This window comes from Enterococcus lemanii (genome assembly GCF_016909125.1).
GTDB classification, from domain to species: Bacteria; Bacillota; Bacilli; order Lactobacillales; family Enterococcaceae; genus Enterococcus_I; species Enterococcus_I lemanii.
In genome coordinates, this window is record NZ_JAFBFD010000016.1 from 18,811 (window position 1) to 42,152 (window position 23,342).

The following is a 23,342-nucleotide window of genomic DNA, read 5'->3' on the forward strand; positions in this document are numbered from 1 at the left end:
GTGAGAAAACATGAGTGGAGTACCAGAGTTAGAAGAATACCAATATGGCTTCCATGATGATGTTGAGCCAATTTTTAGTACAGGAGTCGGCCTAACCGAAGAAGTCGTTCGTGAAATCTCACGAGTAAAAAATGAACCAGAGTGGATGCTTGATTTTCGTTTGAAATCACTCGAAGCTTATCACAAAATGCCGATGCAAAACTGGGGACCAGATTTGTCAGACCTTGATTTTGATAGCATCAAATATTACCAAAGACCAAGTGATAAACCCGCGCGTTCTTGGGAAGATGTACCAGACAAAATCAAAGAAACCTTTGAACGAATTGGAATCCCAGAAGCTGAACGTGCTTACTTAGCTGGTGCTTCTGCCCAATACGAATCAGAAGTGGTCTACCATAACATGAAAGAAGAATTCCAGAAATTAGGAATCATCTTTACCGACACCGATTCGGCTTTAAGAGAATACCCAGAATTATTCAAACAATACTTTTCAAAATTAGTTCCTCCAACCGACAACAAACTCGCTGCTTTAAACTCAGCTGTTTGGTCAGGTGGTACCTTTATTTATGTACCAAAAGGCGTTCGCGTCGATGTCCCACTGCAAACGTACTTCCGTATCAATAATGAAGGCACCGGTCAATTTGAACGGACCTTAATTATTGTGGACGAAGGAGCAAGCGTCCATTACGTAGAAGGCTGTACCGCACCAACTTATTCAAGTAACAGCTTGCATGCAGCCATCGTTGAAATCTTTACCTTAAAAGACGCGTACTGCCGTTATACAACCATCCAAAACTGGTCGGATAACGTGTACAACCTAGTAACCAAACGTGCCAAAGCCGAAGCCGGCGCAACCGTTGAATGGATCGATGGCAACCTAGGTGCTAAAACAACCATGAAATACCCAAGCGTTTACCTAGATGGAGAAGGCGCACGAGGCACAATGTTGTCGATCGCTTTTGCTAACGCCAACCAAATCCAAGATACCGGCGCGAAGATGATTCACAATGCACCAAACACATCTAGCTCCATCGTCTCAAAATCAATCGCTAAAAGTGGCGGTGAAGTAAACTATCGCGGCCAAGTAACTTTCGGCAAAAAGAGTCAAGGATCCATCTCACATATTGAATGTGACACCATCATTATGGACGACCTATCAAAATCAGATACCATTCCATTTAATGAGATCCACAATAGCCAAGTAGCCTTAGAGCACGAAGCCAAAGTATCCAAAATTTCAGAAGAACAACTGTACTACTTGATGAGCCGCGGCCTATCAGAAGTCGAAGCAACTGAAATGATTGTTATGGGCTTTGTCGAGCCATTTACGAAAGAATTACCGATGGAATATGCGGTAGAATTAAACCGACTCATCCAGTATGAGATGGAAGGCAGTGTTGGTTAACACTGATATATGGGCTAGAAACACTGTTAATTCAATGTTTCTAGCTTTTTTTGTTTACCTTCAAAAAGACACAAAAAAGGAACCTCCCCATCTCATTCTTTGATTCGAGTGTCAATCGGTCTGGGCCTGACACTTGAATTAAACAATGAGAAATTCCATGAATGAAATTATTCGACAAATCTCTCGTAAAAACTGTCTCAAATGTTGCCATTGATCCAGGCCATAATTAGAAGATATTCTGATCAATGTTTTTTATTTAACTTCATATTCATTGTGAATGTCGATTTATTTGAAGATAACTTCAAATTTTGGTAAAATATGATTTGAATTGAAGTTTAATAACAGGAGGAATAGTATGTTTGAAAGACCAGAATATCTCAATCAATTAATAAAATTTAAAGATACTGATTTTATTAAAGTTATTACAGGCGTTCGGCGTTCAGGTAAGTCAGTTCTTCTAATGCTCTTTCAAGAACATTTAATGCAAGAAGGTGTGCCAGACGATCATATTATTTACATGAACTTTGAAAGTTTTGAATATCAGACGATTACAACAGAGGAAAAGTTTCGCGAAAAATTAAATGATTTATTACCTAAGGATAGAAAAAAAGTCTATTTGTTATTTGATGAAATCCAAGTAGTTGAAGGTTGGCAACGTGTTATCAATGGACTTAGAGTTAGTTTTGATAGTGATATTGTTATTACAGGTTCTAATGCGAACATGCTTTCAGGAGAACTAGCCACTCTATTAAGCGGACGCTACATAGAAATTCCAATCTACCCGTTCTCATTTAAAGAATTTTTAAGTGTGAAAGGAATCGAACCAAGTTCACGAAAAGTAGATATAGCTTATAATGAATATGAAAAGTATGGAGGCTTCCCAAGTGTCACGATTGCGGAAGAATCAATTAAAGACACAATACTTTCAGGTATTTTTGATACAATTGTTTTAAATGATGTTGCATTAAGATCTGGCATTAAAGATCCGGCAGTTTTAAAAACAATTGTTAGCTTTCTAGCAGATAATGTTGGTCAATTAGTCAATACATCAAGAATTGTGAATACATTAAAAAGTGACGGAATTGAAACCACTAATCATACAGTTAATCGTTATTTAGATTTACTTGAAAGTGGCTACTTGTTTTATCGAACAAGGCAGTATGATATACGTGGACGGGAATATTTAAGAACAAATGGAAAATACTTTATTGTAGATACAGGGCTGCGACGGAATGCAGTCGGCAGAAAAGATGGTAATTACAGCAACCGTTTAGAAAATATAGTTTATATAGAATTACTTAGAAGAGGTTATACTGTTGATGTCGGGAAACTTGATACTAAAGAAATTGACTTTGTTGCAAGAAGACTAGATGAAACGCTATATGTTCAAGTAACATATGAGCTACCAAATAATTCTCATGAAACAGATAACCTATTGCACATAAAAGATAACTATAAAAAAATAGTTGTCACTGGAAAATATCATGATATTGAACAAATTGATGGTATACCGATTGTTTACATCGCTGATTGGTTATTAGAAAAGTAGAGTTGTAATCAAAGAAGACGTTCGTTGTCATAGTAATCTTCAAATATAGATTGAAAATCTAACATTTGAAGGTTGTTATGCACGAGAACGTATTTCTTGTATATTAGTTTTTTCTACTGAATAAATATTATAGCGAATCGCCCGAATGAAGTTTGGACCTGGGATATCACTTGGTTAAAAGGGCCGGTAAAAGGACTGTTTTACGATTGTATTTAATCATCGATTTATTTAGCCGGAAAATGGTAGTTGTGAAATTTGGGAAACAGAAGAAGCGCGGTATGCCAAACAATTGATTCAGCAAACGGTCATCGGTCATCAATCGGTGGCTTTTAATCCTTTAAAAGAAAGATACGACAACTATATTGACAAACACCGCACTTTAATTTATTCTCTTTAAGATATTCGTAATAAAAAACAAGAAACATAGCGTATTGTTTTACGTTGTTTTTACGCTATATTTTAATGAAAGCTATTATTCATGGTACCATATTTATGAAAGGTGGCGAATATTATGGCTGTGATTATTGAAAGAGCAATGGGGTTAGACAAAATAACTTCAACAGATATTAGTAGACAATACAGCAAGGTTTCAAAAATTGTGAAAAATGCTGTTAAGCCATTAGAGATTACTAAAAACGGTAAAGCAGATATAGTTGTTATGAATCCTGAAATGTTTATGGGAATCCTGGAATTATTAGAAGATTATCAAGACAAAATTGCCATCATGGAGTATCAATCCAATAAAGAAAACATTGAGTTTATATCAACAGAAGAAGCATTTAAAGACGTTGACTCGGGTGAGTATAGCAAAATGTCAATTGATGAGTTATTAAACCAGTAGTATGAGAAAAGTTAATATTGATAAAAAATAGTAAAGCAGTTTAAGAAGTTTGATGGAAATACGCTTGGATGGCAAAAAGCGATTATTGACTATCTTAAGGATGAAAGTAATACGATTGAGGAAATAAAAGAAAAGTTCGAATCAACTCAATGCGATTTGAAAGAGTATTACAAGGCAAAGAATAGTTCTTTAAAAGTTCGCATTATCTTTGAAATATTAGAGACAGACGAAGATATAAACATTTTTTTATTTGAACGTGATCTTGAAGATGACGGAGCTAGTGAGATTTTAAATATCTTTGCTGGCGGTTATCGTGATAAAATATATGATGAGGCAAATAGAAGAGCCGTACAAGTCCGAAAAGATAGAGAAAAATTAAAATTAGCTTTAAAAAAAGGAACTATTGAATCAAAAAGAAAAAAAGAATGATAGTAACATCGTTTTAACTAGTCAAATCAAATAAACTGACATCTTTAATTGCCCTCTATGGAAAAACAGAGGGCAATTTTTTATGTGTTCTTTTAGATCTGTATTTTGCAAGATTTTTTTACACAATAATGCACTAATAAATACACAACTTTGTAACCTGAAATTTGCCTTTAATTCTTTTGATTTTGATAATGAATTTTTCAATCGATATCTCTCGCCAGTGAAGCTAAGAATATGCACATGATGGATTAAACGGTCTACCAATGCAGCGGTTAGTCGAGGGTCCGAAAACACCTTATTCCACTGGCTAAACTCTAAATTGCTAGTGAGGATTACGCTTACCAATCACTAATCAATTGAAAGAGGAGTTCGGCGCCATCTTTTGAAAAAGGGACATAGCCCATCTCATCTAGGATAATCAGCTTTACCTTTCCAATTCAACTGAATTCAGACAGAACCTTCTCATACTACCTTCAAGCGACTCTCCAATCTAAACCAAATTACAAAAACCACCTTATCAACAACAACGAACTAAAAAACCCGGCTAATTCTTCTTAAAAAAAGAGTTTGCCGGGGTTTTTTTATCTTTAAACATATCACACTTACAATAAAAAAGCAAAATTCAAAATGACCAAAAACAGTAAAAAATGGTTAAAATTGTCTTTCTTTGTGAAGTTAAATATTTTGAAACGTGATGAATACAAGGTTTTTAAGTAGTTAGTGCGCAAAGAAATGTCAAAACGACCCCTCTCATGTCAATTTGGAATCTGACAATAATTTAAGGATTTAGTATGCTCAAAGCACCTCGAGGAATACAAATGAAGGACAAAGCAAATGACAAATGAAGAGTTGGATGAATTGATTCAAGATTATGAAGGATTGTTTCGAAAGGTTTTGCAAAGGTGTGGTCTGTTTCCAGGTCAAGCTGACTTTGAAGATTATTTACAAGAACTCCGTGTACTGTTTTATTTAAGAGCTAAGGAGTATGCAAGCCGTGGCCTTTTTGAGATGGACAATGAAGTCACGTATTTATTTAAATTCTTGCTATGGCGGATTGTAGATCAAAAAAGGAAAAAAATGATTCAAATTAAAGAAGTGGAAGAAGAAATTTTGGTCAATTTACAAATTCAAATTGAACCGAAATTCGAAGCGGTTGAAACAGCGACGACCTTTACAGCCTTTTATGAACGGCTAACAATAAAAGATCGCCAGAAGTGCCAAGCTTTACTTGAAGATGAAACAATTTCGAGGCAACAAAGAAGTCGCTATCGAGCATATTTTAAAAAGCAATTTCAAAATTTCTTTTCATAACAAAGGAGGAGCTTTTATGTTACCCAATCCAGTAATTATCGATATTAGTGAATGGCAAGTCCCTAGCAAAATCAATTATGATGTGCTCGCAAAACAAATTGCAGGAGTCATTGTTCGAGTACAGTACGGTTCTTTACATGAAGATAAACATTACCAAACCCATATCACTGAATTCCAAAAACGCCAAATCCCAGTCGCGGTCTATGCTTGGGTGCGTGGTACATCTCTTGCAGACATGCAGCAAGAAGCCCGTGATTTTTATCAAAGAGCCAGTCGGTTTTCGCCAGTGTTTTGGTGGTTAGACGTAGAGGAGCAATCGATGACAGATATGCGAAATGGCGTTGAAGCTTACCGACAAGAACTAAAAAAAATGGGCGCGAAAAAAGTCGGCGCGTACATTGCGAATCATCTTTATCAACAATTTCAATTAGCTACCGAAACTTTCGAGGCCATCTGGTTACCAACTTATGGAACCAATTCTGGTGTATACAATGGAAGCAATCCAACTGCGACAACGAATTATCACTTGCATCAATATACCGATAAAGGGCGATTAAGCGGCTATTCTGGTTACTTAGACTTAAACCGAATTGTACAAGGGAATCTAACTACTTATTTTGGTCAAAAAACCCCGCCACAACCAAATCAAAACCAAATACAAGACCAACAAGTCTATCAATTACAAACCGCGGTTTATCTAAGAAAAGAACCCAATTTAAATAGTCCTAGCCTAGCTTTATTGCCAAAAGATAGTCAAGTAGTGATTGATCGCCTTCTTTTTTCAGAAAAATACCTCTGGGGACGACAACCAAGAGCAGATGGTAGTGTTGCTTATCTAGCGTTAGGAATGTTACAGAGTTATGTCAAACGAGTTAAATAATTTTTACGAACGCTCATTTTGGGCGTTTTTTCTTATTTTTCAGTTAAAAGAAGAAAGGAAACTTCTTAAAAAGCTTCCTTTTTTGAATGAGTAAAAGTATACTATCTTTGTGCGTTAATCTACATTTAAGTTTTTATGAAAATAATATGAAATTATTATGTAACAAAACAAATCCAGTCGTAATGGAAAATGGAGGAAAGAAAATGTCAGGAATTCAAAAATTTTTTATCTGGTTCTTAGGAATTTTATTAGTATTAGTAACCGCTGTAACAGTCGTTGTGGCCAAAGTCTATCTAGATGTGAAAGGTAGCATGAACGAAACATTTGAACAAGTAGAAAATAAAAGGGTTGATACTGGGGTAAAACGTCAAGAAAAACTAAACTTAAGCGAACAACAACCTTTTTCAGTTTTACTATTAGGAGTTGATACAGGTGATTTGGGGCGTACAGAACAAGGGCGTTCAGACACAATGATGCTTGCGACAGTAAATCCCCAAAATAAAGAAACTGTTATTACAAGTATTCCTCGTGATACGTATATGGAAATTGTTGGATATGGCACAATTGATAAAATCAACCACGCGCATGCTTTTGGTGGACCAGCAATGTCAATGGATAGTTTAGAGAAATTTTTAAATGTCCCAATTGATCACTATGTTTCCATTAATATGCAAGGTGTAAAAGATTTAGTTGATGCTGTCGGTGGTGTAGACGTCAATAATGATTTGGAGTTTGATATAGAAGGACATCATTTTCCCTTAGGACCCATTCACTTAAATGGTGAAGAAGCATTAGCCTTTTCAAGAATGCGCTATGAAGACCCACGTGGGGATTACGGACGTCAAAAACGTCAACGTGATGTTGTAGCTGCTGTTGCGAAAAAAGCACTTTCTCTAGATGGAGTAACGCAATACCAAGCTGTTTTAGATGCCGTTTCAGCAAATATGTCAACCGATTTAGACTTTGGTGCGATGCAAAAAATCGCCTTAAATTATCGTGATGCATTTGGGAATATCTCAAATGATCAATTAAAAGGCGATGGTGATTTGATTAATGGAATCTCTTATCAGATTGTATCAGATGAAGAGTTAGTAAGAGTACAAGGGGAGTTACGGAGACAGTTGGGGTTGGAATAACATATCTTTTAGTTATACAAATAAATTGCTTCTTTACTGTTTCTAACAAAACATTAGTAAGGAGCAATTATTTTGTATGGTGGTAATCATATGTTTGAATAACAATTTTTTATAACATTATGCAAGAAACTTTATAAAAGAGGAATAATTATTTTAAAGGGGAAAGAAATGTGGACTAGAAAACAAAAAATAACTACTATAATATTAGTTGATACACTACTAACGGGATTCTCTGTACTCGCTTCGTATTACTTTATGAAGCCTTTTTTAACTTTGCCTAAAGAATTTATTATCTATGCGGTCTTAGTATCAATAGGGAGTTATTTAATATTTGGAGGTGTTTTCCGGGTATTTACGAGAATTAATCGCTATACAAATTTAAAGGAAATTATTGCAATATTTTCAGCGAACACAAGTGCATTTTTTGCAACTTTATTTTTAATAATGCTACCTAAAGGAAATTATAGTAGGCGCTTTGTACTATTTTCTTATATATTGTCGACGTTGCTAATCATTGCAAGTCGCTTATTTTGGCGGCTCTACATCGAACAAAAAAACCACCATTTAACAAAAAGTCAAAAACCGAAAAAAACATTGGTGATAGGAGCTGGCGAAGGTGGTCGTATTTTATATAATAGTTTAATTGGTTCTAAAACAGCAGGTGAGATTGAAATTATTGGGTTTATAGATGATGATCCAAATAAATTAGGAACATATCTGTCAGGAAAAAAAATACTAGGAAATTTGGAAGACTTACCAGAAATTATAAAAAAATTTCAGATTGAAATGCTGACATTAGCAATCCCTTCGCTACCCAAAAGTAAAATTCGTCAAATTTATCAAATAATAGAACCATTAAACGTTCAAATTAACATGATTCCTTCAATTGAAGAGCTAGCATCTGGTAAAATTAGTGCTTCTCGTTTAAAAACAATTGATGTTGTTGATTTACTAGGAAGAGAAGAAGTTCAATTGGATATGGAAAGTATTAGGGATCAACTTACCGGGAAAATAATTTTAGTAACTGGAGCAGGTGGTTCAATTGGTTCAGAAATTTGTCGTCAGGTCATGAAGTTTACACCTAAAAAAATAATTCTACTAGGTCATGGCGAAAATTCCATCTATTTAATTGAACGCGAGCTACGTAATACATATAAAAAGAAAATAACTGAAATTGTGCCTGTAATTGCTGATGTACAAGACGCGCACAAGATACAAGAAGTTATGGCGGAATTTAAACCAGATATTGTTTACCATGCAGCTGCGCATAAACACGTGCCGTTGATGGAGGCAAATCCTCGTGAATCGGTTAAAAATAATGTGTTTGGAACCTACAATGTAGCAATCGCTGCCAGAGATAATTGTGTGAAAAATTTTGTTATGGTTTCAACTGATAAAGCTAATAACCCACCAAATGTGATGGGGGCAACTAAACGGATGGCGGAGATGATTGTTACTGGTTTAAATGAATCTGGTCAAACCAAATTTTCAGCGGTACGATTTGGAAATGTCTTAGGTTCAAGAGGGAGTGTTATCCCAGTCTTTAAAGACCAAATTGAGAAAGGTGGGCCTATCACAGTTACTGATTTTCGAATGACTCGATATTTTATGACGATTCCAGAAGCTAGCCGATTGGTAATTCAATCGGGTGCACTTGCCAAAGGTGGTGAAATCTTTGTGCTTGATATGGGCGAACCTGTAAGAATTGTGGATCTTGCCAAGAATATGATTCGTTTAAGTGGTTACAAAGAAGATGAAATCGAAATTATAGAATCTGGCATTCGTCCGGGAGAAAAACTATATGAAGAATTATTACTTGATAAAGAACGCAACGATGAGCAAATTTTTGAAAAAATCTTTGTTGGTAATATAAAAGGTTTTTCGACACAAGAGGTCATGGATTTTGTGAAAAAATTATCGCTGGATAATAAAGAATTAGCAAAGCAAGTTGTTGGGTATGCAAATAAATCAAATCAATAGAATTAATTGAAAAATATGAAGTTTATTTGATTGTGTCTAATCTTATTGTCTAATCTTATTATGGATAATACAATTAGGGAATACCATTAAAATAAGTTTTAACAAGTCTGGTTTGATTTTTTATGTATGATTTTAGTATGAGAGGAATAACTATGGTGTATTTAAAAATAAAGCGGTTTTTGGATATTATATTATCTTTTGTAGGGCTAGTTATCTTATCCCCAATTTTTTTAATTTTAATTTTAGCTATAAAAATTGATTCGCCAGGACCAATATTGTTTAAACAAAAAAGAGTTGGAATTCATAAAAGTTATTTTAATATCTTAAAGTTTCGGACAATGCGAATTGATACCCCTAAAGATACACCGACTCATTTGTTAGAAAATCCAGACCAATGGATTACAAAAGTTGGAAAATTCTTGCGGAAAACATCCTTAGATGAGTTGCCTCAAATCGTTAATATATTAAAAGGTGAAATGAGTATTATTGGCCCACGACCAGCACTTTGGAATCAATATGATTTGATTGAAAAAAGAGATAAATATAACGCGAATGATATTCGGCCTGGTTTAACAGGGTGGGCACAAATTAATGGACGCGATGAATTGGAAATTCCAATTAAAGCAAAATTAGATGGTGACTATACTGAAAAGATGTCTTTGGGAATGGATATCAAATGTTTTGTTGGTACAATCGTTTCAGTTTTTAAAAGTGATGGTGTGGTTGAAGGTGGTACCGGGACAATCTCTAGTGATGAGGAGATGAGTAAGTGAAGAAAATTTTAATTACTGGTGCAAATAGTTTTATAGGAACTTCGTTTGAATCATACATGAAACAATTTGGTAGTGAGTATCAAATTGATACGTTGAATATGAGGGAGCCCTCATGGATTGAATATGATTTTTCAGAATATGATATGGTTTTTCATGTAGCAGGTATTGCTCATGCGGATGTCTCTAAAGTATCGGAAGACACAAAAAAACTTTATTACCAAGTAAATCGTGATTTAGCGATTGAAACAGCAAATAAATACAAAGAATCTCGTGCTGATAAAAAAAGTCAATTTATTTATATGAGCTCGATCATTATTTATGGAGAAGAAACCAATATTCATAAAAAAAGAATCATCACTCCAGCAACATTACCATCTCCATCAAATTTTTATGGAGATAGTAAACTTCAAGCAGAAAAAGGCCTGTTACCGTTGGAGTCAGAAGCATTTAAAATTGCAATTATTCGACCACCAATGATTTATGGAGAAGGTAGTAAAGGGAATTATCAACAATTAGTTAAACTAGCAAAGAAACTACCAGTCTTTCCTGACATTAAAAATGAACGATCAATGTTACATATAAATCGATTAAGTCAGTTTATTAAAGAACTAATTGATTTGCAAGATGGTGGAATTTATTTCCCGCAAGATCCTGAATATGTTAGAACGAGCCGAATGGTGAAAAAAATTGCAGAAGATAATGGGAAAAAAATTCATCTATTTTCCTCCTTGAATTGGGCGGTTTACTTGATGGGATATATACCTGGGAAATTTGGGAAATTGGTGAATAAAGCTTTTGGAAATTTAGTCTATGATGTAAAGGAAGATTAAATTTAATAGTGTGAGGTGAAATATATGAAAAGGGCATTAATATTTGCTTCTGTTGCATCTATGATTGATCAATTTAATATGAGAAATATTTCTATTTTACAAGAATTAGGTTATGAAGTTGATGTGGCTTGCAATTTTGAAACAGGGAGCTCGACATCAGAAAAACAAGTGAAAAGACTAATAGAAGAACTTAAAGAAAAAAATATAGGCATGTATCACATTCCTATACCAAGAAAATTAACAACTTTAAACGATTTAATTAAATCATTTAAAGAAACAAAAAAAGTTTCTAAAACTAAAAAATATGATATTGTTCATTGTCATTCTCCAATTGGCGGAGTTATTGCAAGACAAATTTTTAAGGATTTTAGAAAAAAAGGAACGAGAGTAATTTATACAGCTCATGGTTTTCATTTTTTCAAAGGTGCACCCTTGAAAAATTGGCTGATTTATTACCCTATTGAAAAATGGTATTCAAAATATACAGATACGTTAATTACGATTAATAAAGAAGATAAAAAAATAGCAAAAGAGAAGTTAAGTTCTAAAAACCTAGAATATATCCCTGGAATAGGTATTGAAACAAAAAAAAATATAGTGTTTGATAAAGAAAAAAAATTAAAGGAATTAAAAATATCGACTCAAGATATAGTTCTTTTATCTGTAGGAGAACTCAATAAGAATAAAAATCATGAGATTGTAATTAAAGCGATTAGTGAATTACAAATCAACAATATTCAATATATAGTTTGTGGAAAAGGAGAATTAGATGAAAAACTAAATAAATTAGTTGCTGACTTAAATGTATCAGGCAAAGTAAAATTTTTAGGTTTTAGAAATGATATTGATGAAATTTGTATGGTTTCTGATTTGTTCATTTTCCCATCATACAGAGAGGGACTTTCTGTAGCATTGATGGAAGCTATGTCTTTCGGATTACCTGTTATTTGTTCAAATATTAGAGGAAACATTGATTTAATCGATGAAGGAAAAGGCGGTTATTTACAACCCCCTTCAGATATATTAGAAATCACAAAAAATTTAAATAAGCTACTAAAAAATAAGCAATTGAGAAACAGAATGGGGGACTATAACAAGAATAAAATTAGAGAATTTGATAAAAAAATTGTGGATGATAAGATGAGAAAAATATATACTTACTAAGATTATTACTGTACAAATAGCCACTAGTTTTGTATAAATTATTTTAGAATGTTATTAAAGTTATTTTTTTGGAGACAGAACAAAAGAAGCAATACTGATACAGAGGGGCTATTTACAAGAAAGATTGACACTAAACTGAAACCTAAAAGTAATACTGTATTTTCTATTTTTTATATGGGAATCAACTTTTTTAACCAGAATTCAAACCACTAGTGGTGCAAAGATTATTTCGCACTAAAAACCTCATCTATCACTATCTAAACCAAAAAAAGTCCTTTATACTGAATCAAGGATGACTTATCCAAGACCAATAAAAAGGACCCACGTATGGATAAGTATAACAAAAAAACAGCCTTTAAGAAATGGGTTTCTGCGATAAATTTTAACGAATTATCAAAAGAAGCCCAAATAACCATTAAAAATTTTGATTATTATCACAAGAAACTCAATTTTGAAACAACGCTCAAGATTCTCTTGCATGCAGTTTACGAAGAATTACCGAGTTATCGTGAAATTGGACGTGCGTTCATGGACAAACGATTGTGCCAAGAAATGGGCATCGAATCCCTTTCTCATAGCTCTTTGTCTCGTAGGGGAGCTAAAATTCAAACCGAAGTCTTGATGGAAATCTTTGGCGTACTCGTACAAAAGATTTCACAACAACGTCCAAGTTCAAAAACCTCTAGCCTTCAATTGATTGATTCAACGACCATTCCCTTAAACAAAACATGGTTTCCTTGGGCAAAATTTCGTCAAACAAAAGCAGGAATTAAGTTGCATTTAAACCTCTGTTACTTGGATAAAGACAACCAATATCCCGAAAGTTTTACGATAACAAATGCGAAAGAGCAGGACCGAACGCAGCTTGAATATTTCGTGAATAAAGCGGAGGCAACGTATGTCGTTGATCGTGGTTACTTTGACTACAAGTTACTCGATCGCTTACATCATGATGGTTATTTCTTTGTCACAAGAACAAAGTCCAACACTCGAATCACTGTTTTAGACCAATTAAGCGTCGAACAACCAGAAACCGTTGATGGGCAAATCATCAGTGACCAGCAAGTTACTCTCGGTGGTGGTGTGGGCTATGTGACAGAGCGCTTTCGACTCGTCACTCTTTTGACAAAAGGAAAAAAAATCCTTCGAATCGTGACCAATCGCTTTGATGCTTCAGCCAGCGAAGTCGCCGATATGTATCAAGCAAGATGGCAAATTGAGTTGTTTTTTAAGCATTTAAAACAAAATCTGACTATTAAACGACTTTATTCGCAAAGTGAACAAGGCGCGATGAATCAAGTGATTCTGACTTTGATCGCGACGTTGCTTACGTATTTAGTCAAGATTGAATTAAACACGACTGCCACCCTCTTTCAATTAAAAAGAGCCTTTCACTATCTAAAGTTTGAGTCTGTGAATCAGTGGCTCGATCAATTTTGTTCGAGTAGTTGATCAGTTAGATGTCGTTGTCACTTCTGTTTTAGTTGAATAATGGATAAAAATTTCTGGAAAAAGGTCATCCTCTGCGCCAGCACTTGTTTTTTTTAAAAAATTAGGATTTATCATTTTCAGATAATTCTGTTAATTATAAAATATTTTCTGTGCACCACTAGTGAATTCAAACAGAGAAAACAGTAAATATCGAGAGAATAGTTTGATTTGAAAAATATATTATTTTTTGTTCATCTCTAATTCGGTAAGAAGGGTAAAAAGGTTGAAAATATCTTCTATTACCCTTGCTTCAAGTATATAAAAAAATAGGGGAAATAGGGCATGCCTGATGGGTGTCCTATCTATTTCTACTTGAAGTAATTCGATGATTAAATCGATGCCTAAAAACCACTTAAGCTTTCTTATTGATACTGCAAAGAAAGAGCTTGGGAACTAATTTAAAAGAGTTTTTTTGATGCGAGTTGTTGACCGTGAGATGGTTGGAATGAACAGAAAAAATTCTAAACCACTGGTAAAAAAATATTTATTAAATAATGAATTTTTTTACACTTATCCATATTTTGGTCTTTTGGCTGGTCTTGGATAATTTATCCAAGTGCCAATACAAAGATTTATTAAGGATTAAGCGAATCTTTTAATGGAATACTAGCAAAAAAATGTGAAAAATAATAATAATTTTATCGAATTAATTAGTAAAATTAATAAACAGGAGAAAAAAATGGTTAAAGCAAGCTTTATTATGGGGACGATGAATTCCAGTTCTCGAATCAGTAAGACAATTGATTCAATTATAGCTCAAACTGAGAAAGAATGGGAGTTAATTGTATTTGATGATGGATCAATAGATGGCACTTACGAAATATTAAAAAATTATGCTAATATTGATAACCGAATAAAAGTTTACCGAAATGAGAAAAATTTAAAGTTGCAAAAAACTTTAAATAAAGCAATTAGTCAATCATCATCACCTTACTTAGTTAGAATAGATGATGATGATTTATGTCTACCAAATAGATTAGAGAAGCAATTAAAATTTATGAACGAGAATCCAGATTATGTAATTTGTGGATCTAATGCTAATTTAATTGAGAATGGAGTAGTTTGGGGAGAAATAAAAAAAAATGAGAAACCAACAAAGTTAGACATTTATTCAGGTAGAAGTTTTATCCACCCGAGTGTAATTATGAGAACAGATATTATAAAGAAACTAGGAGGATATGATGAATCTCCTAAATACGAAAGATGTGAAGACTATGAGTTATGGTGTAGAATTTATAGTCATGGATATATAGGATATAATTTACAAGAATCATTAATTAATTACCACGAAAGTAAAAATGATTATTTAAAAAGAACAAATAAAAATAGAATTATTTTTATAAATGCTAGTTTAGTTCAAAAGAAAAAAATGAGAATAGGAATAATTGGATATAAGCATATATTTAATAATATTATAAAGCTTATGATCCCAAACTTTTTCATTTATCAATTTAAAAAAATAAAACTTATCAAGAAAAATTAGTCTATTTATCTATAAAACTAAAACTAAAAATAACTCCGTGTTAATTTAAAACAAAATAATTGAACTTTGTAGATAAATAACTTTCACTTGAAAATTTTATAGGAGAAAATAATGATTAATAACGTTAAGCAAAGGATACAACAATTGTATGAAAAACCTACTTTAAGAATTATAAAGATGCAAATTGCTTATATAATAATTTTAATATTTTCATTGATTACACCGATATACTTTTTCAATTCAGAGTCAACTTTATTACTTATTTCCTGGTTAGGTAACATAACTTTTGGAATTTCGTTGTGTCTCTATTATAAGCTTACTAAAACTTTTATTTCCCCATACATATTCTTTTATGTATCCTTTTATTTATTTCAATTTGGACAACTACTATTATTTTCGTTTAGAATTAATTATGACTATGTATTTACGGGGTTTTATAGCACCTATTGGGAAAATGATATAAATATAGTGATACAAGGTGCAAAGATAATTGTTTTATCATTAGCTTTTTTTAATTTAGGTAGTATCTTGTCTTTCCATAAAAAAAGTATAAGAAATATTAATTTTATTCCAAATAAAAAAGTATCTGAAATGAAAATTGTTGGTATATTTCTTTTCATTGTCTCAATAATTCCTTTTTTTTATAATAAAATAGGGGAAGTATTCGTATCTATAAAATATGGTTATCAGGGTTTGTATAATAATAATTTTGACTTTACTCCAATGCTAAAGCAATTGACAATTTTATTTATTCCTAGCTGTATTCTATTAATGATAGTTTGTAACAATAAAACATCAAAATATATCCAATTATTACTAGTAATAGTTGGATTATTGGGTCTTGTAGGTGGTGGAAGAACCGAAGCAATAGGCATATTTAGTATGTTAATTATATATAACTACGCAAAAAAAGTTGAGATATCAATTAGATTGATATTTAAATTAGTACTATTATCAATTATTTTCATGATATTAATTTCTAGTTTTTCAGAGTTTAGATTAATTGCGGATAAATCAATAATTAAGTTTTTAGATGTCTTAATTTATAATACTATTGAAAATAACGTGTTGTTTAAGCTAGTAGGTGAATTAGGATGGTCAATGGGAACTGTATTTATGACGATATATGTTGTTCCTAAACAAATTAATTTTGGATGGGGAAGTAGTTATTTAGCTTCGTTAAGTCGATTTATACCAACAAGTATTGACCCATCAGGAATAATTGCAAGACTTCATGAAATATCATATTATCCATCTAACCTACTTACAAATTATTACCAGGCTGAATTCGGCTTGGATACAACACTGATTGCTGAAAGTTATTTTAATTTTGGTGTTTTAGGTGTTTGTTTCATGATAGTTATTGGGTATTTTATTGGAAAATTACTTGGATATAAACAATGTTATAATATATTTAATAATAAATTTTCACTATATGTAAAATTAGTAGGTAGTTTTACATTATTTACATTACCCAGAAGACATTTTGGATATATGATTAACCAAATAGCGTATACCATAGTATATGTATATCTTCTGGTAATTATAGTGGTTATCGTAAAAAAGTATTTTGTAAACAAAAATATTACTAACAAAAAATAAAATTCTAGGTTATTTAACGTAAATAGAAAGTTGGTTTTTATGAGAACGAAGAATGCTGCATATAATTTAGGAACATCATTGTTATTAAGTTTAATCACTGCAATATCAGGCTTAATTTTACCTAAATTGTTTATAGTTAGCTACGGATCTACAATAAATGGCTTAATTTCATCGGTTAAACAATTTATTGTATATTTATCATTAGTGGAAGCAGGGATAGGATATGCATCTATTGCAATGCTATATTCTCCTGTAAGGCTAGATGATAAAAATAAAATAAATAGTATTTTATCAACTGCAAAAAAACACTATAGTGATTCTGGAAAATTATTCTTCCTACTAATAATATCATTGTCTATTATTTATCCTTTAATTGTTTTAAATCAAATTAGTTGGATAACAGGTTTTTTTATGGTATTAGTGTTAGGCTTAGGAAGTGTAGTAGAATTTTTTGTTATTGGAAAATATAGAGTATTTTTAACGGCGATTCAAAAGGGATATATCATATATTTAGTTCAAACAATTGGTGTTATAATTAATATTCTTGTAACAATAACTTTAGTTAATTTAAATATCAATCTTATTTTAGTTCAGCTAATTGCAACAAGTATATATTCTTTAAGATTTGTATTTCTAAAAGTATATATTCAGAAAAATTATAAATGGGTTGATTATACTACTAGTTCAAACGAAATATTAATTAAAGATAAGAAAGAAGTACTAATACATCAAGTAGTGAATTTAATTTTAGTAAATCTGCCAATAATCTTCATAACTATATTTTTAGGGTTAAAAGAAGTCAGTGTATTTACTATTTATTTATTAGTTCATAACATGATAGTTATGGTTTTATCTGTTTTTATGACTGGTTTTCAATCAATTTTTGGAGATATTATTGCAGAAAATAATGTAGACACTTTGAAAAAAAACTTTCATTTATTTGAATGGTTGTTTTACTCATTGACAAGTATAATATACGTATGTACGACATTGCTGTATATTCCATTTATAACAATTTATACTAGTGGGATTAGCGATGAGAACTATATTCGTCCAACGATAGCAATATTATTCATATTTATTGGAGTGCTACATAATTTGAGAGTACCATATATGTCTATATTAAATTCAGCGGGATTATTTAAAGAAACTAAAAATTCTGCTATTTTAGAAGCAATACTCAGTCTATTAATATCATTACTTTTAATTAATAGATTTCAAATAGAAGGGGTATTATTGGGGTGGTTAATTGCTCATTTGTATAGACTTATAAAATTAATAAAACAGATATCAATAGAATATATATATAAAAGCTGTGTCCCTACATTAAAATTAATAGTGATAAATTTTTGTTCATCACTTCTTTCATATTGTGTTTGTAAATTATTTGAAATGCCCAAAATTTTAAATTATTCGACTTTTTTCTATAATGGGATTATTTATTTTTGTGTGGTTAGTTTAATTTTCTTATTACTTAATTATTTTTTTTATAAAGAAGAGTTGTTATTATTATTTCAAAAAGTATTTTTATTAATTAAAAAAATAGGTTAAAAGGAGGCATTGTGTGAAAATAGCATTTGTAATAGATCAGATGAAGTATGGTGGTATTGAAAGAGTAGCCATTAATTATCTAAAAATCCTAGTTGATTTGGGATACGAGATAGACATTTTTATACTCGATTCTAATGTAGAAAGTATTGTTGAAGATATACCTGATAAATGTAATATTTATTACATAAACTATTCAAAATATTACAGTAAGTATTTTTATTGGCCTCTCATAGAAAGAAATAAATATGGCCTATATTTATTACCTGCATTATCATTACTTTTGTTTCTTTTTAATAAAATCTATAAAATCACTAAAATAAAAAAAACAAGATATGATTTAGCAATTGCTTTTTCTGGTCATATAAATGATTTAACATTTGTCGCTGAACTTATTAACGCAAAAACTAAGTTGTCTTGGTTACATGGTAGCTTAAGTAGCTACATGTTAATATCTAAAGCTTATGGAATTTTATACAATAAAATCAAAAAAATAGTAGTTCTTTCAACGGATGGACAAGAAGAAGTGCTAATCTATAATAAATGGCTGAATCTGGATATCTATAAATTATACAATCCAATTAGCTTTACTGAAAAAAAAGTTGATATAGAAAAAATTAAGTACTTAAAAGAAAAATATGGTTCTTTTTTTCTAGTTGTAAGTAGAATGTCACCTCAAAAAGATCCGTATACGATTATAGATTCAATGGAAATTTTATCAAAAAAATACGACATTAATAACAATGTATTATTTTTAGGTAATGGTCCCGAAATGAGCAAAGTTAAAGAATACGCAAGAAAGACGTCTATTTCACATTTAATTAATTTTTTAGGAAATGTATCCGATGTAGAGAACTATTATTCTAGCGCTCAATTATTTATTCATTCTAGTCCTCTAGAAGGATTACCTACAGTTTTATTGGAATCACTATATTTTGAAGTTCCTATAGTTGCAACCGATAGTAAACCTGGTGTTAGAGAAATTTTAGGAAATAATGAATATGGTCGAATCTGCCCAGTGGGGGACTCTAAAGCAATGGCAAGAGAGATTTCTTCTTTATTGTCAGATGAAAAAATATATAATAAGTATAAATCATTATCCAAAGATAGGGCAGATGATTTTTCGGAAATAAAAATAACTAAAGAATTGCTATATATAATAAAGAATAGTTCGTTATGATTTCATTGAAAAATATGCGGTAAGTTAGAAGAATTTAGCAATTCCCCCCTATGTGGAAATAGATATCGTATAAAAATCTTACTTTAGTATTACTAAAAAAATGATATATACTATGGGTTGTGAGCATTAAATTAGAGTGGAAAATAATTTGTTCTACCAAAATAATTGAGTAAATACTAGATAATAAATAGAAGGTTTATGAGGTTATCCTTTACAAATCGGGAGATTAAAACCTTAAGTATAATATATAAGGTGAAACTATGAGCAAAAAAAAACAATTGAATGTAGCTGTTACGGGATATGTGGGAACAGGATCTTCAGCAGTAATTGATTTATTGAAAGAGTTTGATAATATTGGAATAGCTACTAGCAGTGAGGGCCCCTATGAACATGTTCCATTTTATGTAGACAATGGGTTGTTTGATCTAGGTAATATATTGATGAATAATAATCATCCGTTACGCTCCGACACAGCTATTTCCTCATTTGTAGAAAGTATGGAGTGGTTAAATAATAATGACTTTGGGTGGTTTGGGTCTTATAAAAAGAAATACGGTGATTCATTTATGAATAACACCATGAAATTTATAGAGTCTATAAGTACTGAAATTACCGGAACAACATATAGTCATTATAAGAATGTTAGATTTTCTGTATTAAAATTATTTTTACAAGCCGGAGCAAAATTTTTTTATAAAAGACCCATCTATAAGTGGGGAAGGGAATATGTATACGACAAGAAAAAAATGTATTTCTCCATGCCCAATCAAAAAGAATTTTTAGCAGCAGCAAAACAATATACAAATAATTATTTTAAAATGTGTTCTGATGAAGAAAAAGAAATTATGGTTTATGATCATTTAATTTGGCCCCAACAAGCTGAATTGATTAATGATTATTTTGATAAAAATTTCAAAGTGATCATAGTTACAAGAGATGCTAGAGATTTATTTAATTTAAATAAAAACTATTGGTACGCACCGCCAATATCAAATGGAAGTCCTTTATTCCCTACAGATGTTCAAGATTTTATAGATTACTGGAAAAGAAATTTAAGCAAAAAAATAGAAAATGAAAACATTTTATATGTGAATTTTGAAGATTTAGTTTATAACTATGATTCCACTGTTGATACTATTATGGGATTTTTAGAGATTAATTCAAACAATCATGTCAATAAGAGATACTATTTTAAACCGGAAAAATCTGAAAAGAACACTCAAACTTATTATATAGATTCAAAATGGTATAGAGAATCTGAACTAATTTTATCAAGTATACCAGAATATACATATAATTTTCCTTATAGAAATGACACTTCAAAAAAAGAAATGTTTGATGTTATATAATACTCGCTGAATCTTTGGCAATTACTCAGTAGATATTATATAAAGTTTGAATTTGCGAATTAGTGGTTAGACCAATTTCGTTTGATTAGTTAGTTTTTTAAACGTCCCCTATGCTAGGATAGATGGAATATAGGAAAATAAGCTATAATAAAAAACTATACAGAGATGATAATTATAACAAAAGCCGTCTTCAACTTAATGTATTTAGGGGGCCTGAGTGGACGCAATTATGAATTAGTCTATCTCATCCAACAAGGGGTTATCCTCTTCTAGATAGTGAGTAATATGATTAAATTTTTTCATAATTTGATGGAAGGAATATTCCTAGGGGTGACTAAAGTTAATTACTTTTCAAAAATGGATTTAGCCGTTGTAAATAGACCAATAATAACTTGTCCTTGTTAAAAAGATAATAAAAAGTTATAGGAAAGCTATATTAATGAAAATAAATAATTTTACTCATCTTACCTAAGTCCATAACAAACAAGTTACATTTCGGTTAAAAAGCATCTACTTTTCGATGCTTTTTAATTTTTTTTTTAATTTCAAGTAAATTTATAGAAGAAAAGCTTCCTTTTGTTTCAAACAATCAGTATACTAAATCTGTATGTATTTTTGATAGCAAAGGAATTAAAAATCGTTTGCGTGTGGGGGAAGCCAATGACAAGAAAACAAAAATTCTATATATATGCTCTTTCTTTTTTAGTAATCCTTGTAACCGTAATTAGTATTGGCGTAGCACGGTTTTATCTGGACATTCGTAATTATACAAATGAAACGCATAAAAGTGTGGTAGAGGAAAGAAAAGAGACAGGGGTTTCTCGTGTTTCTGAAATTGATTTTGTTGACCGTACACCGTTTTCGGTATTATTACTAGGAATTGATACTGGTGGCGAGGGTAGAACAGAACAAGGACGTTCGGACACACTAATGCTAGCTACAATCAATCCGAATACAGAACAAACGGTATTAACAAGTATTCCCCGGGATAGCTACACTGAAATTGTTGGTTACTATGAAAATGATTATGATCACTTTTACGATAAAATCAATCATGCGTATGCATATGGTAGTGTAGCAATGGCTATGGATACGGTTGAAAAACTTTTAGATGTTCCAATTGACTACTATGTCGCAATCGACTTTAAAGGAATGGAAGACTTAATTGATGCACTAGGTGGAGTTGAAGCTTATAATGACTTTTCTTTTGTTGAAAAAGACATCGAGTTTAAACAAGGATTAGTTAAGTTTGATGGGCACGGTGCATTAACTTATGCGCGTATGCGTGACCAAGATCCTGAAGGAGATTACGGACGCCAAAAAAGACAAAGAAATATTGTGGAAGCAATTGCAAAAAAAGGACTACGCTTAGAAAGTGTAACGCAATACTCAAAGGTCTTAAAAGCTGTTTCTGATAATTTGTTAACTGACTTATGCTTTGATGAAATTGAACTTATTGCATTAAAATATCAAGATGCTTTTAAAAATATCAAGATGCAGCAATTGCAAGGCATAGATGACATGATTAACGATATATCTTATCAAATTATTCCTGAACAAGAATTACTTCGTGTTCAGGAATCAATTAAAGAACAATTGGAAATTCCTTTTGAAAGAAAAGGAAACTCAGATGAGATAGACAACGGCATTGATTCTTTGAACGAAAACTCTTTTTCTTTCGAGCAACAATGACGGTAGTTCTATGATTAGAAGGTGAAAATATGAATTATTTGAAAATAAAACGAATTTTGGACGTAATATTTGCATTGCTCGGATTGATTTTTTTATCGCCACTACTATTACTAATTACAATACTAATTAAGTTAGATTCCCAAGGCCCAGTAATTTTTCGTCAAAAGCGCTTTGGTCAACATCGTAAAGTATTTTACATTTTAAAATTTCGTACAATGAAATTAGAGACACCAAGTGAAGTGCCTACTTTTTTACTTGAGAATCCAGAAGAATGCATTACACGTACTGGGAAATATTTGCGGAAATCTAGTTTAGACGAGCTCCCTCAGTTAGTAAATATTTTAAAAGGTGAAATGAGTTTTGTTGGGCCAAGACCCGTTGTCTGTCAAGAAATATCGTTAATTGAAGAAAGAGATCGCTACCATGCAAATGAGGTGCCAGTAGGGTTAACTGGATGGGCTCAAATTAACGGACGAGACCAAGTTAAAACGAAAGAGAAGGCTAGGCTAGATGGTGAATACGTTGAAAAAATTGGGTTTTGGATGGACTTCAAATGTTTATTATTAACGGCGACATCTCTGTTTAATAAAGACGCCGTTGTTGAAGGAAAACAAGATGATTTTTTTGAAGAATAGTAAGAATAAAATATTTTAAATGAAAAATTAATCTAAAAAAAGAAAAAACTATGCTGAAATAATT

General features: G+C 31.6%; 20 protein-coding genes and 1 pseudogene. 20 read left to right on the forward strand and 1 reads right to left on the reverse strand.

The window, feature by feature from the left end; all coding sequences use genetic code 11:
- The first annotated feature begins 10 nt into the window (after positions 1-10).
- The 4 genes from sufB to JOD14_RS06045 all read left to right on the forward strand — a co-directional run bounded on the left by sufB (position 11) and on the right by JOD14_RS06045 (position 4,224).
- A complete protein-coding gene (sufB, locus tag JOD14_RS06030) occupies positions 11-1,405 on the forward strand; it encodes a Fe-S cluster assembly protein SufB (protein WP_204653942.1) in 1,395 nt (464 codons plus the stop codon).
- A 355-nt stretch (positions 1,406-1,760) separates the two neighbouring features.
- Complete coding sequence (locus JOD14_RS06035) at positions 1,761-2,954, forward strand: ATP-binding protein (RefSeq protein WP_204653943.1); 1,194 nt, start codon at positions 1,761-1,763, stop codon at positions 2,952-2,954.
- 511 nt (positions 2,955-3,465) lie between these two features.
- Positions 3,466-3,795, forward strand: coding sequence for a type II toxin-antitoxin system Phd/YefM family antitoxin (locus JOD14_RS06040; protein WP_204653944.1), 330 nt, complete (start codon positions 3,466-3,468; stop codon positions 3,793-3,795).
- Between the two features lie 156 nt (positions 3,796-3,951).
- The gene (locus JOD14_RS06045) at positions 3,952-4,224 is read left to right on the forward strand and encodes a hypothetical protein (RefSeq protein ID WP_204653945.1); all 273 of its coding nucleotides are present in this window, start codon (positions 3,952-3,954) and stop codon (positions 4,222-4,224) included.
- Between the two features lie 180 nt (positions 4,225-4,404).
- On the opposite strand, the pseudogene JOD14_RS13515 reads toward JOD14_RS06045, so the two are convergent.
- A pseudogene (locus JOD14_RS13515) lies at positions 4,405-4,649 on the reverse strand (ATP-binding protein); the annotation flags it as partial.
- A 409-nt stretch (positions 4,650-5,058) separates the two neighbouring features.
- Between JOD14_RS13515 and JOD14_RS06055 the strand changes: the two are divergent.
- From JOD14_RS06055 to JOD14_RS06125, 16 genes are all read left to right on the forward strand, one after another.
- Positions 5,059-5,535, forward strand: a complete 477-nt coding sequence (locus JOD14_RS06055) for a sigma-70 family RNA polymerase sigma factor (protein WP_204653946.1) — start codon at positions 5,059-5,061, stop codon at positions 5,533-5,535.
- A 16-nt stretch (positions 5,536-5,551) separates the two neighbouring features.
- Positions 5,552-6,415 (forward strand): glycoside hydrolase family 25 protein, encoded by an 864-nt coding sequence (locus tag JOD14_RS06060; protein ID WP_204653947.1) that lies wholly within the window; start codon positions 5,552-5,554, stop codon positions 6,413-6,415.
- A gap of 203 nt (positions 6,416-6,618) precedes the next feature.
- The gene (locus tag JOD14_RS06065; protein WP_204653948.1) at positions 6,619-7,551 is read left to right on the forward strand and encodes an LCP family glycopolymer transferase; all 933 of its coding nucleotides are present in this window, start codon (positions 6,619-6,621) and stop codon (positions 7,549-7,551) included.
- A gap of 168 nt (positions 7,552-7,719) precedes the next feature.
- Positions 7,720-9,531 carry a polysaccharide biosynthesis protein gene (locus JOD14_RS06070; RefSeq protein ID WP_204653949.1) on the forward strand — a complete coding sequence of 604 codons (1,812 nt, stop codon included), beginning with the start codon at positions 7,720-7,722 and terminating at the stop codon, positions 9,529-9,531.
- 155 nt (positions 9,532-9,686) lie between these two features.
- A complete protein-coding gene (locus JOD14_RS06075; protein WP_338031671.1) occupies positions 9,687-10,304 on the forward strand; it encodes a sugar transferase in 618 nt (205 codons plus the stop codon).
- Positions 10,301-11,134, forward strand: coding sequence for an NAD-dependent epimerase/dehydratase family protein (locus JOD14_RS06080; RefSeq protein WP_204653951.1), 834 nt, complete (start codon positions 10,301-10,303; stop codon positions 11,132-11,134). Before JOD14_RS06075 ends, JOD14_RS06080 begins: the two co-directional genes overlap by 4 nt.
- A 24-nt stretch (positions 11,135-11,158) precedes the next feature.
- A complete protein-coding gene (locus JOD14_RS06085; RefSeq protein ID WP_204653952.1) occupies positions 11,159-12,298 on the forward strand; it encodes a glycosyltransferase family 4 protein in 1,140 nt (379 codons plus the stop codon).
- Positions 12,299-12,625: 327 nt separating this feature from the next.
- Positions 12,626-13,750 carry an IS4 family transposase gene (locus JOD14_RS06090; protein WP_204653953.1) on the forward strand — a complete coding sequence of 375 codons (1,125 nt, stop codon included), beginning with the start codon at positions 12,626-12,628 and terminating at the stop codon, positions 13,748-13,750.
- A 454-nt stretch (positions 13,751-14,204) separates the two neighbouring features.
- On the forward strand, positions 14,205-14,336 hold the full coding sequence (locus tag JOD14_RS13375) for a hypothetical protein (protein WP_275581282.1): 132 nt from the start codon (positions 14,205-14,207) through the stop codon (positions 14,334-14,336).
- Positions 14,337-14,468: 132 nt separating this feature from the next.
- On the forward strand, positions 14,469-15,272 hold the full coding sequence (locus tag JOD14_RS06095; RefSeq protein ID WP_204653954.1) for a glycosyltransferase family 2 protein: 804 nt from the start codon (positions 14,469-14,471) through the stop codon (positions 15,270-15,272).
- A gap of 111 nt (positions 15,273-15,383) precedes the next feature.
- On the forward strand, positions 15,384-16,874 hold the full coding sequence (gene wzy, locus JOD14_RS06100) for an O-antigen polysaccharide polymerase Wzy (protein WP_204653955.1): 1,491 nt from the start codon (positions 15,384-15,386) through the stop codon (positions 16,872-16,874).
- A gap of 39 nt (positions 16,875-16,913) precedes the next feature.
- Positions 16,914-18,425 carry a polysaccharide biosynthesis protein gene (locus JOD14_RS06105; RefSeq protein ID WP_204653956.1) on the forward strand — a complete coding sequence of 504 codons (1,512 nt, stop codon included), beginning with the start codon at positions 16,914-16,916 and terminating at the stop codon, positions 18,423-18,425.
- Between the two features lie 13 nt (positions 18,426-18,438).
- Positions 18,439-19,602 (forward strand): glycosyltransferase, encoded by a 1,164-nt coding sequence (locus tag JOD14_RS13520; protein WP_204653957.1) that lies wholly within the window; start codon positions 18,439-18,441, stop codon positions 19,600-19,602.
- A 260-nt stretch (positions 19,603-19,862) separates the two neighbouring features.
- Positions 19,863-20,951, forward strand: a complete 1,089-nt coding sequence (locus JOD14_RS06115) for a sulfotransferase domain-containing protein (RefSeq protein WP_204653958.1) — start codon at positions 19,863-19,865, stop codon at positions 20,949-20,951.
- Positions 20,952-21,611: 660 nt separating this feature from the next.
- Positions 21,612-22,643 (forward strand): LCP family glycopolymer transferase, encoded by a 1,032-nt coding sequence (locus JOD14_RS06120; RefSeq protein ID WP_204653959.1) that lies wholly within the window; start codon positions 21,612-21,614, stop codon positions 22,641-22,643.
- Between the two features lie 29 nt (positions 22,644-22,672).
- Positions 22,673-23,278: a sugar transferase gene (locus tag JOD14_RS06125; protein ID WP_204653960.1), complete on the forward strand. Its 606-nt coding sequence runs from the start codon at positions 22,673-22,675 to the stop codon at positions 23,276-23,278.
- The last annotated feature ends 64 nt before the right edge of the window (positions 23,279-23,342 follow it).

Bases quoted from the DNA above. Each gene is read 5' to 3' on its own strand.
- sufB (WP_204653942.1), top strand. From the start codon at position 11: ATGAGTGGAGTACCAGAGTTAGAAGAATACCAATATGGCTTCCATGAT.
- JOD14_RS06035 (WP_204653943.1), top strand. From the start codon at position 1,761: ATGTTTGAAAGACCAGAATATCTCAATCAATTAATAAAATTTAAAGAT.
- JOD14_RS06040 (WP_204653944.1), top strand. From the start codon at position 3,466: ATGGCTGTGATTATTGAAAGAGCAATGGGGTTAGACAAAATAACTTCA.
- JOD14_RS06055 (WP_204653946.1), top strand. From the start codon at position 5,059: ATGACAAATGAAGAGTTGGATGAATTGATTCAAGATTATGAAGGATTG.
- JOD14_RS06060 (WP_204653947.1), top strand. From the start codon at position 5,552: ATGTTACCCAATCCAGTAATTATCGATATTAGTGAATGGCAAGTCCCT.
- JOD14_RS06065 (WP_204653948.1), top strand. From the start codon at position 6,619: ATGTCAGGAATTCAAAAATTTTTTATCTGGTTCTTAGGAATTTTATTA.
- JOD14_RS06070 (WP_204653949.1), top strand. From the start codon at position 7,720: ATGTGGACTAGAAAACAAAAAATAACTACTATAATATTAGTTGATACA.
- JOD14_RS06085 (WP_204653952.1), top strand. From the start codon at position 11,159: ATGAAAAGGGCATTAATATTTGCTTCTGTTGCATCTATGATTGATCAA.
- JOD14_RS06090 (WP_204653953.1), top strand. From the start codon at position 12,626: ATGGATAAGTATAACAAAAAAACAGCCTTTAAGAAATGGGTTTCTGCG.
- JOD14_RS13375 (WP_275581282.1), top strand. From the start codon at position 14,205: ATGCGAGTTGTTGACCGTGAGATGGTTGGAATGAACAGAAAAAATTCT.
- JOD14_RS06095 (WP_204653954.1), top strand. From the start codon at position 14,469: ATGGTTAAAGCAAGCTTTATTATGGGGACGATGAATTCCAGTTCTCGA.
- wzy (WP_204653955.1), top strand. From the start codon at position 15,384: ATGATTAATAACGTTAAGCAAAGGATACAACAATTGTATGAAAAACCT.
- JOD14_RS06105 (WP_204653956.1), top strand. From the start codon at position 16,914: ATGAGAACGAAGAATGCTGCATATAATTTAGGAACATCATTGTTATTA.
- JOD14_RS06115 (WP_204653958.1), top strand. From the start codon at position 19,863: ATGAGCAAAAAAAAACAATTGAATGTAGCTGTTACGGGATATGTGGGA.
- JOD14_RS06120 (WP_204653959.1), top strand. From the start codon at position 21,612: ATGACAAGAAAACAAAAATTCTATATATATGCTCTTTCTTTTTTAGTA.
- JOD14_RS06125 (WP_204653960.1), top strand. From the start codon at position 22,673: ATGAATTATTTGAAAATAAAACGAATTTTGGACGTAATATTTGCATTG.